This window comes from Sporosarcina quadrami, assembly GCF_014836615.1.
Taxonomy (GTDB): Bacteria; Bacillota; Bacilli; order Bacillales_A; family Planococcaceae; genus Sporosarcina; species Sporosarcina quadrami.
Genome location: NZ_JACSQN010000001.1, coordinates 155,445 through 171,225, shown reverse-complemented (window position 1 = coordinate 171,225; position 15,781 = coordinate 155,445). Strand labels below are relative to the sequence as shown.

At 40.8% G+C, this 15,781-nt stretch carries 14 protein-coding genes; 2 read left to right on the top strand and 12 right to left on the bottom strand.

Annotation, left to right across the window (positions count from 1 at the left end):
• Positions 1-6: 6 nt before the first annotated feature.
• From dnaJ to gpr, 8 genes are all read right to left on the bottom strand, one after another.
• Positions 7-1,134 (bottom strand): molecular chaperone DnaJ, encoded by a 1,128-nt coding sequence (gene dnaJ, locus H9649_RS00835; protein ID WP_191692753.1) that lies wholly within the window; start codon positions 1,132-1,134, stop codon positions 7-9.
• A gap of 280 nt (positions 1,135-1,414) precedes the next feature.
• On the bottom strand, positions 1,415-3,253 hold the full coding sequence (dnaK, locus tag H9649_RS00830; protein ID WP_191692752.1) for a molecular chaperone DnaK: 1,839 nt from the start codon (positions 3,251-3,253) through the stop codon (positions 1,415-1,417).
• Between the two features lie 61 nt (positions 3,254-3,314).
• Positions 3,315-3,932: a nucleotide exchange factor GrpE gene (gene grpE / locus H9649_RS00825; RefSeq protein ID WP_191692751.1), complete on the bottom strand. Its 618-nt coding sequence runs from the start codon at positions 3,930-3,932 to the stop codon at positions 3,315-3,317.
• Positions 3,932-4,987 carry a heat-inducible transcriptional repressor HrcA gene (gene hrcA, locus H9649_RS00820; RefSeq protein WP_191692750.1) on the bottom strand — a complete coding sequence of 352 codons (1,056 nt, stop codon included), beginning with the start codon at positions 4,985-4,987 and terminating at the stop codon, positions 3,932-3,934. Before hrcA ends, grpE begins: the two co-directional genes overlap by 1 nt.
• A gap of 95 nt (positions 4,988-5,082) precedes the next feature.
• Entirely contained in the window at positions 5,083-6,216 is a 1,134-nt protein-coding gene (hemW, locus tag H9649_RS00815) for a radical SAM family heme chaperone HemW (RefSeq protein ID WP_191692749.1), read from the bottom strand.
• 160 nt (positions 6,217-6,376) lie between these two features.
• The gene (gene lepA / locus H9649_RS00810; RefSeq protein ID WP_191692748.1) at positions 6,377-8,200 is read right to left on the bottom strand and encodes a translation elongation factor 4; all 1,824 of its coding nucleotides are present in this window, start codon (positions 8,198-8,200) and stop codon (positions 6,377-6,379) included.
• A gap of 197 nt (positions 8,201-8,397) precedes the next feature.
• Positions 8,398-9,219, bottom strand: coding sequence for a stage II sporulation protein P (gene spoIIP, locus H9649_RS00805; RefSeq protein WP_225229594.1), 822 nt, complete (start codon positions 9,217-9,219; stop codon positions 8,398-8,400).
• Positions 9,220-9,272: 53 nt separating this feature from the next.
• Positions 9,273-10,304, bottom strand: coding sequence for a GPR endopeptidase (gpr, locus tag H9649_RS00800; RefSeq protein WP_191692746.1), 1,032 nt, complete (start codon positions 10,302-10,304; stop codon positions 9,273-9,275).
• A 166-nt stretch (positions 10,305-10,470) separates the two neighbouring features.
• Between gpr and rpsT the strand changes: the two genes are divergently transcribed.
• The gene (gene rpsT / locus H9649_RS00795; protein ID WP_191692745.1) at positions 10,471-10,722 is read left to right on the top strand and encodes a 30S ribosomal protein S20; all 252 of its coding nucleotides are present in this window, start codon (positions 10,471-10,473) and stop codon (positions 10,720-10,722) included.
• Positions 10,723-10,822: 100 nt separating this feature from the next.
• On the opposite strand, the gene holA is transcribed toward rpsT, so the two are convergent.
• Positions 10,823-11,836, bottom strand: a complete 1,014-nt coding sequence (gene holA / locus H9649_RS00790) for a DNA polymerase III subunit delta (RefSeq protein ID WP_191692744.1) — start codon at positions 11,834-11,836, stop codon at positions 10,823-10,825.
• A 156-nt stretch (positions 11,837-11,992) separates the two neighbouring features.
• Between holA and H9649_RS00785 the strand changes: the two genes are divergently transcribed.
• Entirely contained in the window at positions 11,993-12,127 is a 135-nt protein-coding gene (locus H9649_RS00785) for a YqzM family protein (RefSeq protein WP_191692743.1), read from the top strand.
• 32 nt (positions 12,128-12,159) lie between these two features.
• Here the strand turns inward: H9649_RS00785 and H9649_RS00780 are convergent, their stop codons facing one another.
• From H9649_RS00780 to H9649_RS00770, 3 genes are all read right to left on the bottom strand, one after another.
• Positions 12,160-14,346, bottom strand: coding sequence for a DNA internalization-related competence protein ComEC/Rec2 (locus H9649_RS00780; RefSeq protein ID WP_191692742.1), 2,187 nt, complete (start codon positions 14,344-14,346; stop codon positions 12,160-12,162).
• 110 nt (positions 14,347-14,456) lie between these two features.
• The gene (locus H9649_RS00775) at positions 14,457-15,038 is read right to left on the bottom strand and encodes a ComE operon protein 2 (protein ID WP_191692741.1); all 582 of its coding nucleotides are present in this window, start codon (positions 15,036-15,038) and stop codon (positions 14,457-14,459) included.
• A gap of 24 nt (positions 15,039-15,062) precedes the next feature.
• Entirely contained in the window at positions 15,063-15,695 is a 633-nt protein-coding gene (locus tag H9649_RS00770; protein ID WP_225229593.1) for a helix-hairpin-helix domain-containing protein, read from the bottom strand.
• Positions 15,696-15,781: the final 86 nt, after the last annotated feature.

Below are 15,781 nucleotides of genomic sequence, written 5' to 3'. Positions count from 1 at the left end.
TCCCTTTCAGTCGCCTTTGATTGTACGCTTAATCTTATCAAAAAGTGAGCTTGAATACTCATCAGGCGAGTTGCCTTCAATCGAAGCGAACTCACGGAGCAGTTCTTTCTGTTTTTCAGTCATTTTCTTCGGTGTAATCACTTTCACTATAACATGCTGATCACCCGTCCCATGACCATGTACGTTTTTAATCCCTTTACCGCGCAGACGGAAGTTCGTCCCGGTCTGAGTGCCGGCAGGAATTTTCAATTTAACATTACCATGCACTGTTGGAACTTCCAGTTCATCACCTAAAGCCAATTGCGGGAATGTCATTGGCACTTCGAGGTAAATATCATCTTCTTCACGGATAAAGCGTTCGTGATCCTTCACTCTGAATACGATGTATAAGTCACCAGATGGTCCGCCGTTTACGCCTGCTTCCCCTTGACCCGTTACACGCAGTTGCTGCCCATTGTCCACACCTGCAGGAATAGTTACTTTGATTTTCTTGCGCTTCGTTACCCGTCCAGCACCATGGCACGTCGTACATTTTTCAGGGATGACCTTACCTGTACCCTGACATTGTGGACAAGTGCGACGATTGACCATCTGACCGAGAGGTGTATTTTGCGTAACTGAAATCTGTCCCGATCCGCCACAGTTTGAACAAGTATTGACTGGTGTCCCTTTTTTTGCTCCAGTTCCATCACACGTGTCACATTTCTCTTCACGGGGAACTTCGATTTCAGTTTCCTTCCCGAAGACTGCATCCATAAAGTCAATTGTCATCGTATATTGAAGATCGTCACCTTTTCTCGGTGCGTTCGGGTCACGACGTCTTGTATTTCCACCTCCGAAGAACGTACTGAAAATATCTTCAAAACCAAATCCGTCAGCTGACCCCCCTCCACCAAAACCGCCGAATCCTTGGTTAGGGTTTGAGTGACCATATTGGTCGTACTGCGCCCGTTTGCTGTCGTCGTTCAGGACTTCAAATGCTTCTGTAATTTCTTTGAATTTATCTTCAGCACCCGCTTCTTTGTTCAAATCGGGGTGAAACTGTTTAGACAACTTACGGTATGCTTTTCTGATTTCCTCTTTACTTGAAGTTTTCGGTATACCAAGCACTTCGTAATAATCACGTTTACTCATTATTCCACTCTCCCTGAATCATTCGCTATTACTTATTCATATGAATGGGCAGTCGGTCCCCATTTCTAATTGTGCATTAGATAAAGACTGGGAACCCACTGCCTAGTTAGTTTTGTCTTTCTTAAAACCCAGTTAGGATTGAAGCTTCGACTCATTGTAACACGCTAGGAATGAAGAGACAAAAAGGATTTGCAACAATCATCTGCAGACAGCCATTTACACAAGAAAAAGTCAAAGCCGGAATATCGGACTTTGACTTTTCCGTCAATCGATCGTTTAATTAGTTTTTCTTGTCATCATCTACTTCTTCAAAATCCGCGTCGACAACACCGTCATCTTTCGGTTGATCTCCAGCTTCAGGATTTCCTTCTTGCGCTTGAGCTTCAGCTGCAGCTTGTTCATACAATTTCATCGTCATTTGTTGCACGATTTCTTCCAAAGCATCCTTTTTTGTACGCATATCTTCAAAGTTGCCTGCTTCAATAGCAGTTTTCAACTCTTCTTTAGCTTCTTCAACTTTTTTCACTTCATCTTCAGAGACTTTGCCTTCTAGATCTTTTACTGTCTTTTCAGCCATGAACACTAGTTGGTCTGCGTCATTTTTCAAGTCAGCTTCTTCTTTTCGTTGCTTATCCGCATCCGCATTAGCTTCTGCATCTTTCACCATACGCTCGATCTCATCATCTGAAAGGCCTGAGCTGGATTGGATAACAATATTTTGTTCTTTTTGTGTTCCTAGATCTTTAGCTTTAACTGTAACAATACCGTTTTTATCGATATCGAATGTTACTTCTATCTGTGGAATTCCACGTGGAGCCGGTGGAATATCCGTCAATTGGAAACGACCAAGCGTTTTATTGTCAGTCGCCATCGGACGCTCACCTTGAAGTACGTGGATGTCTACAGCCGGCTGGTTGTCAGCAGCAGTCGAGAACACTTGTGACTTACTAGTAGGGATTGTCGTATTACGCTCAATCAATTTCGTAAATACGCTGCCCATAGTCTCGATACCTAATGATAGTGGAGTAACATCTAATAACACGACATCTTTCACATCTCCACGAAGAATCGAACCTTGAACTGCTGCACCCATTGCTACAACTTCGTCTGGATTTACGCCTTTGAACGGCTCTTTACCAGTTTCTTTTTTGATTGCTTCCTGAACAGCAGGAATACGAGTTGAACCACCAACTAAGATGACTTTATCGATTTCAGACGCAGACAAGCCCGCATCTTTCATCGCCTGGCGTGTAGGTACCATTGAACGCTCAACTAAACTAGCAGTCAACTCATCGAATTTTGCACGGCTTAATGAAATTTCCAAGTGTAATGGACCTGCTTCGCCTGCTGTAATGAATGGTAAAGAAATTTGAGTTGATGTTACACCAGAAAGGTCTTTTTTCGCTTTTTCTGCTGCATCTTTCAAACGTTGCATTGCCATTTTATCTTTTGACAAGTCAATTCCATTTTCTTTACGGAACTCTTGAACTAAATAGTCAATGACCAGATTATCAAAGTCATCTCCACCGAGCTTGTTGTCTCCTGCAGTTGCACGAACTTGGAAGACGCCATCTCCTAATTCCAAGATTGAAACGTCAAACGTTCCGCCACCCAGGTCATAAACAAGAATCGTTTCATCTTCATCAGTCTTATCCAAACCGTAAGCTAAAGCAGCTGCTGTTGGCTCGTTAATAATTCTTTCGACTTCAAGACCAGCAATTGTACCAGCATCTTTTGTAGCTTGACGTTGTGCGTCGTTGAAGTATGCAGGAACTGTAATGACTGCTTTCGTAACTTTTTCTCCAAGATACTCTTCAGCATATCCTTTCATGTATTGAAGGATCATTGCAGAAACTTCTTGAGGAGTATAATCTTTATCTTCAGCGTTAACTTTATAATCAGTACCCATATGTCTTTTAACTGACATAATAGTATTAGGATTTGTGATTGATTGACGTTTAGCGACTTCACCAACTTGGCGTTCGCCATTTTTGAATGCTACAACAGATGGCGTTGTACGGTTACCTTCCGGATTCGGGATAACTTTTGCTTCTCCACCTTCATACACTGCTACTACTGAGTTTGTTGTTCCTAAGTCAATACCGATAATTTTGCTCATTTGTTTTCCTCCTAGATAAATGGATCAATCCATAGATTAATTTAATTATGATTGGTTACACTTATTCGTTCACTTTGACCATTGACGGTCGAAGGACACGATCTTTTAGCATATACCCTTTTTGAAGTTCCTGAAGCACGATATTCGAATCCTTATCAGGATCATTATCAGTCATAACCGCCTGATGGAAGTTAGGGTCAAATTCCTTATCAAGAGCCTCTATTTCGACTAAGCCTTCACTCTTCAATGAATCCAATAGATTGCGGTAAATCATATCCATGCCTGTCAACAGCGATTTCGCATCATCCGATTTCACTTCAACCGCAAGAGCTCTTTCGAAGTTTTCAAGGACAGGTAGAAGCCCCGTTAAAATGCTTTGAGCTTTATATTTATTCATCGCTTCCTTATCAAGCGCAGCTCTTCTTTTGAAATTTTCAAAGTCCGCTAACGCGCGAAACACCTTATTTTCTTCTTCTTTAAGAGCTTCTTCCAATTCAGTGATTCTCTGATCTTTCGGATCGATATTCCCTGTTTCATTATCCATAGATTCATCTGTTGTAGATTCAGTCATTTCCTCTGACAAGTCTACGCTTTCTGACTCGCCCGCTACATTCATATCAACTGCTTCTTTTTCAGTCACATCTGATATGTTTTCTTTATTTTCGCTAACATCTGCCATTATTCTTTCCTCCTATCCAATCCAATGCCGCCTATCGTCAGTTTGCCAAGCGCGTTAGATAAATCTTCACTCAAAACATCAAGCATTGTGATGACTCTGCCATAATCCATACGTTTAGGACCGATAATCGCAATGGCTCCCGCAACGTTATCACCTGCAGCATAGTTGGCTGTGATGACGCTGTAATCTTCCATTGCATTGTTTTTATTTTCGGATCCGATTCGAACGTGAATGCCTTTTGTATCATCTTGAAAGAAAGTCATCGCAGGTACATCATTCTCCATCATTTCAAAGAACAGTTTCATCTTTTGAAAATCATTGAATTCTGGCTGTTTCATCATATTCATTTTCCCGCCGAAATACAGACGTTCTTCAGGTTTAATAGTCATTGCCCGTTGGAATGATGCAAACAAATCCCCCGCATGGTGTACATGCTGTTCAAAGACTGTTTTCGCTTCGTGGGCCAGTTTGTTCTGAAGGAAGCTTAAGGGCGTACCGACAAGACGTTCGTTTAGAATATTAACCATCTTTTCGATATCCGATGCAATCATACCTGAAGGCACGTCAAACATCCGATTTTCAACATGACCGTTATCTGTGACGATAATTGCCACTGCTTTAGTTGTATCCAAAGGTACTATGGAAAATCTTTTCACTGAATGCATTGACATGTCCGGTCCAAGAAGGACGGACGTATAATTGGTCAATTCGGATATGATCTTTGCGGAATTTCGAATCAATTCCTCCGTCTCACCTACGCGGTCTTGAAAGATGGAACGTAATTGAACACTATCTTCCAATGTCAGCTTTTCCGGTGTCAATAAATGATCGACATAAAATCGATATCCTTTTTCAGATGGCACCCTCCCAGAGGAAGTGTGCGTTTTTTCCAAATAACCTAGATCTTCCAAATCTGCCATATCATTTCTGATTGTGGCCGGACTGAAAGGCGCCTCCGCTTTCTTCGATAACTGCCTAGATCCGACAGGTTGAGCGGATTCGATGAAATCGTTAACCGTCAGTTGCAATATAAGCAATTGTCTGTTTGTCAACATAATCATCACTCCTGTTAGCACTCTTATTAAGCGAGTGCTAATACTACTCATAATTTATCAAATTGAATTGTACATGTCAACGATTTAACTCTAAATCATTTCAGGAATTCCTGAAACACTTCATTTCCTCTGAAAATCCCTTTGCGTGTTAAGCGGACACGGTCTTCTGTAAGTTCGAGTAGACCTTTCCCACTCAAGTCTTTCAACGCAGATCCATAAACCTCTGTCAATTGAAGATTGAATTTAGATTGGAAAGCTCCCATAGAGACACCTTCCATTTTTCGTAATCCTAAAAACATCTCTTCTTCCATTGATTCAGTCGGTGTGACTTCATGGATTTCCATGACAGGTCTTAAATTGACGTTTGTTTTTTCCATATATTTTTTTAGGGGACCGATATTCGCATACCGTTGCCCTTTTAAATAACCATGCGCTCCTGCTCCAATACCTGCATATTCATCATTGTCCCAATAGATGAGGTTATGAATGGATTCTCGACCAAGCACTGCAAAATTACTAATTTCGTATTGATGCTTCCCTGCTTGCGCCATTCGCTCCATGAGCATGGAAAACATTTCTGTTTCAGCGTCTTCACCAGGCAATGGTAACTTTCCTTTGTTCATAAGATTATAGAATACCGTTTTCGGTTCGACTATTAAGGAATACCCTGAGTAATGAGGCAAATCCAGCTCCAGCGCAATATCAAGCGTATCTTTCCACTGTTTAATTGTCTGATCAGGAAGTGCATAAATTAGATCGATACTTATATTATCAAAACCAATTTCACGCGCATCTTGTATTACTTTCACTGGATCGTTCGCGCCATGTGTACGACCTATTCTTTTCAATAGCTGTTCATCAAATGATTGGACACCTATGCTCAACCTTCCAACTTGTCCATTTTTCAAAACGGCCAGCTTCCCAGTCGTTAATTCATCAGGATTCGCTTCTGTCGAAAACTCGCGCAACGATTTAACATCGATGTATTGATGGACAATTTCCAACAATCGATCCAACTGCTTTTCTGATAATGCAGTTGGTGTTCCTCCACCGAAAAATACAGTTTCAACATTGTTAAATGAATGGCCTTCTTGCACCATTATAGCTAGTTCATTATCAATCGACTCAATATATTCATCAACCGGTTGGTTTTTGAAAAACACTTTATTGAAATCACAATAGTGACAAATTTGATGACAGAAAGGAATATGAATATACAACCCTCGCATTTGGTTTTTCTCTCCTTTCTTACAGCAAAATGATTGCTGCTTCGTAACATACTTTATACATCAAGATAGTTTACCCCATACACTCAAACTGTACAAATGATTGACAAGTAGGCATAGAAAAAGGAGTCCAAATTGGACCCCGATTTATAAAATGAACGTATTAGTCCTCATCCATCTTTAATACCGCCATGAAAGCTTCTTGCGGAACTTCAACAGAACCGACTTGCTTCATACGCTTTTTACCTTCTTTTTGTTTATCCAACAATTTACGTTTCCGTGAAATATCTCCACCGTAACATTTAGCAAGTACGTTCTTTCCGATAGACTTGATTGTTGAACGAGCCACGATTTTTTGTCCAATTGCAGCTTGAACTGGTACTTCAAATTGCTGACGAGGGATCAGTTTACGCAATTTCTCAACGATTGCTTTACCGCGTTCATAACTGAAATCACGATGGACGATGAAGCTCAATGCGTCAACTTGTTCGCTGTTCAACAGGATATCCATCTTCACAAGTTTCGATTCTTTATAGCCTATTAGTTCATAGTCGAGCGATGCGTATCCTTTTGTGCCTGATTTCAATTGATCGAAGAAATCATAGACGATTTCAGCGAGCGGTAGTTCATAGATGATATTGACGCGTGATGCATCCATATAATCCATTGTTTTGAAGTTACCGCGTTTGTGCTGGCATAATTCCATTACTGATCCAACATATTCGTTAGGCACCATGATGGACGCTTTAACATACGGCTCTTCCACATGATCGACTTTTTGTGCATCCGGCATCAATGAAGGGTTGTCCACTTTCAGTTGTGTACCATCAGTCAAGACTACATTATAAATAACGCTTGGCGCAGTCGTTATTAAGTCAATTTTAAATTCCCGTTCAATTCTCTCCTGGATGATTTCCATATGAAGAAGACCAAGGAATCCACAACGGTAACCGAATCCTAATGCTTGAGAAGTTTCCGCCTCATATTCAAGAGCCGAGTCATTGAGCTCCAATTTTTCAAGGGCATCTCGCAAATCGACATATTTAGATGAATCAATCGGATATAATCCACAGAAAACCATTGGATTCATACGGCGATAACCTGGTAGCGGAGCAGCTGCAGAATTCTTAACTGTCGTAATTGTATCCCCAACTCTTGTATCCCCGACAGTTTTAATGGCGGCTGATAAAAAGCCTACGTCTCCGACAGACAATTCGTCTCTTAAGGAAATAGTCGGCGTGAAAACACCTGTTTCAAGTACTTCGAATTCTTTGCCTGTTGCCATCATCCGGATTTTATCTCCCGGTCTGACAGTCCCTTCGACTATTCTGATATTGACGATTACACCTTTGTATTGATCGTAATGCGAGTCGAAGATCAATGCTTTTAGTGGTGCTTGAGGGTCACCGGATGGAGCTGGTACTTTCTCAACGATTTGTTCAAGGATGTCTTCAATTCCTATGCCTGATTTCGCTGAGGCAAGAACCGCTTCTGAGGCATCAAGACCAATAACGTCTTCAATCTCCTTTTTCACTTTTTCAGGATCTGCTGCAGGCAAGTCAATCTTATTAATGACTGGTAGAATTTCAAGGTCATTATCAAGTGCCAGATAGACGTTAGCAAGAGTTTGTGCTTCAATACCTTGGGCTGCATCCACAACGAGGATAGCCCCTTCACATGCTGCCAGGCTTCGTGAGACTTCATATGTGAAATCGACGTGTCCTGGAGTATCAATTAAATGGAAGGTGTAATCCTCGCCATTTTTTGCTGTGTAGGTCAATTGCACAGCATTCAATTTAATCGTGATGCCGCGTTCACGCTCTAAATCCATTGAATCTAATGTTTGCGATTTTAACTCACGCGAACTAACTGTTTCAGTCTTCTCCAATAACCGATCGGCCAGCGTCGACTTTCCGTGGTCAATATGGGCGATTATCGAGAAATTTCTAATATTTTTTTGGCGTGCCATTCGTTCTTCATGATTCATCTGTCAGTTCACTCCTATATAAGCTATTTGCATTATAGCAAATAACTAATAAACATGTTAGATTTTCTTACTTTCATGCTTCACTTATTACAATTTGTATGTAGGCCTTCTCAAGTCTAACAGATGAGTGCAAAATGATAAAGAATGGAATTAGCTAAAAAGCTTTGCGATGTATAATTCGCAAAGCTTCCTACTGTTCATTTCTCTTCTATTTGATCAATAATTTCCTTTATCGATTCAGCTATTACTGCAATTGTTCGACTTAACTCATCTTCGGTATTTCCAATGCCGCCTAATTCAAGAAGTATAATATTTGGATGCAGGTCTTGGTTATACTTACCATCGACTCCCGCTCCACCCTTTGGAATAACATTGCGAGTTATTCCAGGGATTCGTTTTTCCATTTCTTCTTTCAGTCGATTTGTCATCGCTTCATTCTTTTTATAATTAGGATTATCTGTTCCTACCACGAAAGCCACTTTTGCATACCTTTCAGTACCATGGACGAGTGTCGTTTTTTCAGGTCCTACAGAATCCCGGTGAATATCAATGATAAGATCATATTCCTTTTCTGAAATCCGTTTTTTCACATAAGGTCTCATATCTTGATAAGCACGAGTGTAAGGAACAGCTTTTTTAAACGTATCCGTTTCCAAACCATACAAGTCAAGTTGGGCTTTAAGTTTATCACCCATACGGATGACATTTTCTGTCTGATGATGAGAAACCGCGACCTTCCCATCAATGTTTTTTGTAATCGGTTGGTAAGCTTCTGTCGAATGGGTGAAATAAAGTAACAGATTCCCGATTTTTTGTTCCGGTTCGGCTTCAACTATCATTTCTGGCTCCTCATCCGGTACTTCCTCTTCAACGATATTGGAGGCATAGACAATGAGCGCATTTTCTTTAATGATTTTTGAGTTGGAGATCTTTGATTCTTCCGGTATGAATTGAATGATAACCGGGAAAAGGAATAGAGTGAGTATAACTACAGTCCAAATTTGCAAGTTCTTTTTCAAGTGGCATCCCCCCGTCTTCAACTATATGTTTGAAGAAACGGGCGCATGACTTATTATTTTTTTTCCATCCACGCTTTCAATGCCTTTGATAATAAATCCGCATATTGATACACCCATGAATCGATTTCTTTTGGCGAGATGAACGTATTCAAATCATGATTTGATAGCACTTCCTCGAATAATTGAATGCGTTCCTCATGTGGCCAGGATGCCCAATCACCAAAAATAGGAATAAGTTTTGTTGGATCTGCATCTTTATTATCTGATCGCAACCAAGGAGACACGGATAATCTTGACGAAGGATGACTTTCCTCTTCGATTTTAGACCCAATATAGCTAAATAATGTATTAATGGCGTCTGCTATTAGGACAGGTCCATCCACTACTGTCGGAATTCCAATAGCAATGACAGGCACTCCCAGCGTCTCCTTTGAAATTTCCTTACGGCTATTTCCGACACCTGAACCAGGATGGATGCCGGTATCAGTTATTTGGATCGTTTTGCATAATCTTGAACTGTCTCTCGCAGCCAATGCATCAACGACGATGAGAATATCCGGTTCGATTTGCTGAGTCATCGCTATGACGAAGTCTGCAGTTTCTAACCCCGTCTGAATAGTGACGCCAGGTGCATAGACGAACAAGCGACTTCCATCATCAGAATAATAGTGAGGAACGAGTTCTTTAAGCCGATCCATTGTCAGGGGACCGACAGCATCTGGTGTCACTTCACGGTTTCCGAGTCCAATAAGTAATACTTTACTTTTTTCAAAGTTAGCAATTTCACTTGTCATCTCAGACAATTTACTTATCATAACTTCAGTCATCTCTTCCATACCGTCTTGATCTGTCGGGAAAAGTGTAGGTACTGTGAGCGTCAAATAAGTGCCTGCCTTCTTCCCGATTCTTTCCTCCCCTTCTGCATTTATTTTGACGGATGTAATAATGACACGGCCAGTTCTCTTTTCTTCAAATAGTATACCTTCAGATTCTTTGAGTGTTTTCTTTTCCTGTTCAGTTCTATGCTTGACCATCTCTTCATGCTCTACAAGAAGATCTGTTCGAAAAAAATCGTGTTTTTCCAATATAATCACCTCATTTTACAGTTTGCACGATGTGTCAAGGAAATATTCTTTGCATATTTTTATTGCGTTATCGCTCTCGTTTTGCTAAAATGTTAATGTTGTATAGAGATATCCGAATGTAATTATGGAAACACTCTTGCCTTACCTGAAATTGGAGGTGAATGGAATGCCAAACATCAAAGGTGCTATCAAGCGCGTTAAACAAAGTGCCGCTGCTAATGAACAGAACTCACATGTCAAAGCTTCAATGCGTACTGCTGTACGTAAAGCTGACAATGCTCTCGTCAACAAAGAGGAGAACGCAGGTGAACTTTTGAAATCTGCAGTTAAACATTTGGACACGGCTGCTCGCAAAGGCCTAATCCACAAAAACACAGCTGCTCGTCAAAAAGCACGTCTTACAAAAAAGGCGCTATAAGTTTCTAAGGTGAAGGCGCCAATTGTTTGGCGCTCGGAACCGGACGAAAAAAGGTTGTCCATCTGTCGTTTAGTCGACAGATTGGACAACCTTTTCTTTTTCACTTCAATGGTTCCATGAAAAACAGTTCAAGTACCCGTTCTCTTTTTCCACCCGTTGATTTTAACTGATAGTCGATATGGGCAAGTTTTTTCAATATGAGTAGTAATCTTTCCGTTTTAGGTATTCGTCGATTTTCCATAATCAGTTTTACCCGGTACGGATGAACATTTAATGTTTTAGCTATTTGTTGCTGTTGATAGCCTTTTTTCCCTAATGAGGAGACATGGATCATGAGACGTATTTGGCCAGCAATAAGAGACGTCAACATTATTGGCTCTTCCCCGTTTTGAAGCAAGTCATGGTAAATTTTAATTGTTTCTTTAACGTTTCCTGTCATATAGGCTTCAGTTAATCGGAAAACGTCCATCTCCGGTAGGCGAGGTACGAGCAGTTCGATTGTATCTTTTGTAATTTCACCTTCGCCATTCATATACATCGCCATTTTCGTCAGTTCAGATGAAAGGGATAAGAGATTGTCACCATTCATATCAACTAAATATTGAGCGTTTTCAGGACTGATTTTGACGTCTTTCGTTCCTGCTTCTTGCTGAATCCATGTCAGCAAATCACGACCTGTTAGTGCAATAGCTTCCACGACAACCGCTTTTTGTTGGAGCGTTTTCGTTATTTTCTTTCGTCCATCAAGCTTTTCATAAGGCGCTATAAAAACAACAATAGCAGTTGGAGACGGGTTATCTAACCATTTTTCGAGCAACGTTAAGTTATGTATTACTTTTTCTTTAGATTTGTCGGAAGCTTTTAAAAAAGAAGCATTGTTTGCGACTATTAGTTTTTTTTCTTCAAGAAACGGCAATGTGTCGGCTTCCTCGATGACGACTTCAATTGGCGTCTCTTCCAAGTCAATTCTAATGACTGAATCCGCATCGATATCCGGTAAGCCTTTCATTAGGCGTTTAATTGTCATGTCCATTAGAAATCGCTCTGTTCCAGTCAGTAAATAGACAGGTTCGATATTGCCTTCATTAATTTTTTTCCAAATTGCGTTTACCAACTGAACCACTCCTTTTACCGTAAACTCATTATACCTCACCATTTACCTACTATGAACACTTTGTGTCGATTGTCATAAACTCGCTATAAAAGAAGGTTAGATATAGATTTTTTTCCCGTTATCATCTATACTATAGAGGAATTAGGAGGTGTAGCAATGAATGAGTTTGAACAAGACGTACAGTCTAAACGCAATGATTTAATAGATTCAGGTGTTGGTTTCGTTGTAGCTTTTGTTGCTTTTTCCGCAATTTTCGTTATTGCTACTATTGTAGACTTCGTCGCATTTTAATCGTATGTAGAGAAGGCGGATTGTCCGTCCCATCATGGGGTGGACAAATCCGCCTTTTCTATTTGTGAATGGATTATTTCGTATCCTATTTTTGAAATGATCACTGTAATTGAACCGACATCCGCTGTAGCGATTGTAGGAATTTCATATTTATTGAACGTTGACACAACTTCTTCATGAGGGTGTCCATATTTATTTTTCCTACCATATGAAAGAATCGCAAGTGCGGGTTGTAATTCACGTATAAATGCATCTGAACTTGAAGTCCTACTGCCATGATGACCTGCCTTTAAAATGACTTCGCCCCAATCAATTCCTGCATACTTTTTCAAAATTCGCTTTTCTCCATCCATTTCCAAATCTCCTGTAAATAAAAACGAAGGTCCTTCTGTCTTCATGAACAATACAAGAGAGCTATCATTTCCATTATATTTTCTTTCATCTGGAGCAATATAATGGAACTCAACAGCATTGACAGCCCAATTCATTCCTTCGTTAATCGGCACCATAGGAATATTCTTTTCTGCCGCAATACTCACAACTGCTTCCATCGTTTTCTCTTTTTCACTGTCAGCAGATATATGGATTTCTTTCACTGTCAGTTCTTCCAATATTTCATCTGCCGCTTCCATATGATCACTGTCTGCGTGAGAAATGATCATTTTATCGACAGTCGTAATTCCACGTCCTTTTAAAAACGGTATGACGATTTTTCTACCTACTTCGAATTTCTTGCTGGGAGTCCTCCAATTGTCTTCACCCCATCTGACCACTCCTCCTGTATCGACTAGATAAACGCCTCTGCGATACGGCAGCTCAATGACAATCGCATCACCTTGTCCGACATCTAGAAACGTTACTCTTACATGTCGATCCGTAAAGGGTGCGAATTGGATAAGTAAGGCAGGAATTAAGACAAGCAGAATAGCTTTAATAGGTTTTACTCGACGTTCAAGCGCAACAAAAAACAATAATGTTCCGAGTGCTGCCAACGCCGACAACAAGTAGGAGGGTCTACCAGGCACCCACATTTGGTAAGGAAATGAGGACAGGATTTCCGTGAATGTCGCAATAACACTTCGAGACGGAACGTAGACAGCGAACAGAATATGTGCAAGCCGAGGCATGCAGTACGTCAGAAGCAATAACAAGATATTGGCCGGTAAGATAATGACGGAATACAAAGGTACATACAAAAGATTTACTACAAAAGATGATAACGATAATTCATGGAAATGGTACAGTAGAATTGGATATAAAGCGAGCTGTGTGATTGTTGTCACAAGAAATGATAATCCGGTTGCAGATGAAGCGGTAGATAAAATTCTTGAAGAGAAAATTAATGAGAAAGCTGCCATGTACGACAATTGAAAGCCTGGCTGGAAAATGACAAACGGCTGGACGATAATGAAGCCGATAGCACTTAGTGCAAGCGCATCATCCGTTCTCATCCGCAACCGCCCAGAAGTAGTGAGCAATAGTAGAACCGTCACGGAGACAGCTCTCCAGACAGATGGAGCTCCACCAGCCAACAGTGCATATAAAGGCAACAAAATAATTAGCAGTGTATCCACGGTTTCTACACGTATTTTCAGACGTAGTAGGATAGACCGCAATAGAAATGTGAGCAGACCGACATGCAATCCCGATATGGCAAAGAGATGCGTAATGCCTAATGTCCTATAGTTGTTTGCCAGTTCCTCATCCATACCACTACGGTCGCCTATGAGAAGTGCTTCCGCTTCTACGATAAGGGATTCTGGAAATCGCTGTTGGATATGTTGTTTTACATCCCATCTTCTCTTAGACAAAAGCGTGGTTATGCCCGTTTTTTTATAATAATCGAGTATAGTTTCCGACTCGAATACACCTATAGCACCATTCATTTTCAAATAACGATGCATCGAAAACGAATATTCATGCGCTGGGGGATGAATTTCTTGAAAAGCCCCTTGCAATTCGAAAGTATAGGAAGGTATATGTGATTGCTGAAATAGTTTTTTCTCGAGTTCGCTATTGAACTTATAAATTGCATACACGGTTTCGCCTGACGAAACTTTCGCAAACCCCTTCATCGTACCACCGTCTATTTTGACGTTGTCCGACCATGTCAACTGAAGAACGTTCAACTCGTTTTCAGTGTCATAATAAGGTAAATGTGAAGAGAAATATATATAGGAAACTAGTACTGCACAAGAAGCAAGTAGCGGTGTCAGCACATCATGTTTTCTGCGAAGAAAAATGGGGATAAGGAGTAGGTTCAATGCTAACAGATGTACCGGTCCGTATGCTGCGAAAGACGATACGGCTACCGGTATACATATATAAATTAAACGGACTTGTGTGACGAGCTTCCGAATAGGTCCTCCACCCTTCTTTTGAAGGGAATCAGTTCTTCAGACGGCGCTCCTAATGTTTCCATCTCGGAGAGTAGTTCGTAAATCAATTCGATTTTGCTTTCCTTAGTGAAATCCACTTCCCTTTCATCAAAAGGAATGTGACTGACTTGCACACCGGATTGCTCGAATAATTTTATAGCATATTCGTCATTTTTATAATCAGTGGCGTAATTGACTTTCTTAATACCTGCCTGAATAATTGCTTTTGAACATTGCAAGCAAGGGAAATGCGTTACATACAGTGTCGCCCCACCTACAGGACTGCCATATTTAGCACACTGTAACAGTGCATTCATCTCTGCATGAATTGTACGTACACAATGATTTCCCACTACATAGCAACCTTGATCGATACAATGCTCGCCTCCTGAAATAGAGCCATTATATCCTCCCGCTATTATTCTATTATCTCTAACGATCGTTGCACCAACTGCAAGTCTCGTGCAAGTGCTTCTGACTGCCAATAGATGACATTGCGCCATGAAAAACTGATTCCATGTAATACGCTCCATATGTATGCCTCCAGCTTCATTGATTTAATCGACCGTTACAAAAGACTCCAACCTATCAAATGTCTTTTGGCCGATTCCTGAAACGTCCATTAACCTATCGGTTGACGTAAAAGAGCCATTCTCATCACGATATTGGATAATTGCGGCCGCTTTTGACGGACCAATGCCCGGTATTGTCATTAATTCTTGCATATCCGCTAGATTAATGTTCACTTTATTAACAGACTTTTGATCTTCTTCTTTTACTGGTGTCGTCAATATGCTTCCACTTAGACTAACTTCCTCGCCTTCAATAGGAACATAAATATAAAATTCGTCTACAAGCTTCATCGCATGGTTGAGCATTCGCGAATCAGCGTGAGGCAAATAACCTCCTGCAGCATGAATTGCATCGATTAGCCGGTCACCTTCCACGAGCGAATAGACACCAGGATGTGTGACGGCTCCTTGAACATCGACTACAATTGGCTCAGGTGCGGTCGGAACAGAAATAATTGTCTCTTCTTCAACTATCTCCAGTTCTTCTACTTCAATTAATGGGGATAATCCGCTTGCGACAGTCAATTGACTGTCTGCTTGTCCTCGGGGGAAGAACAATACGACGGATAGTACAGCGATTGCTGCGATAGGGGTGATGATCTTACGCCATTTGAACATTGCCAACTTGGGAAGCAGTGTTTTCACCCTTTCCGCGAGGCATTCATATGGAGTCATCACCACTATATATGATTCAACTGAAAAAA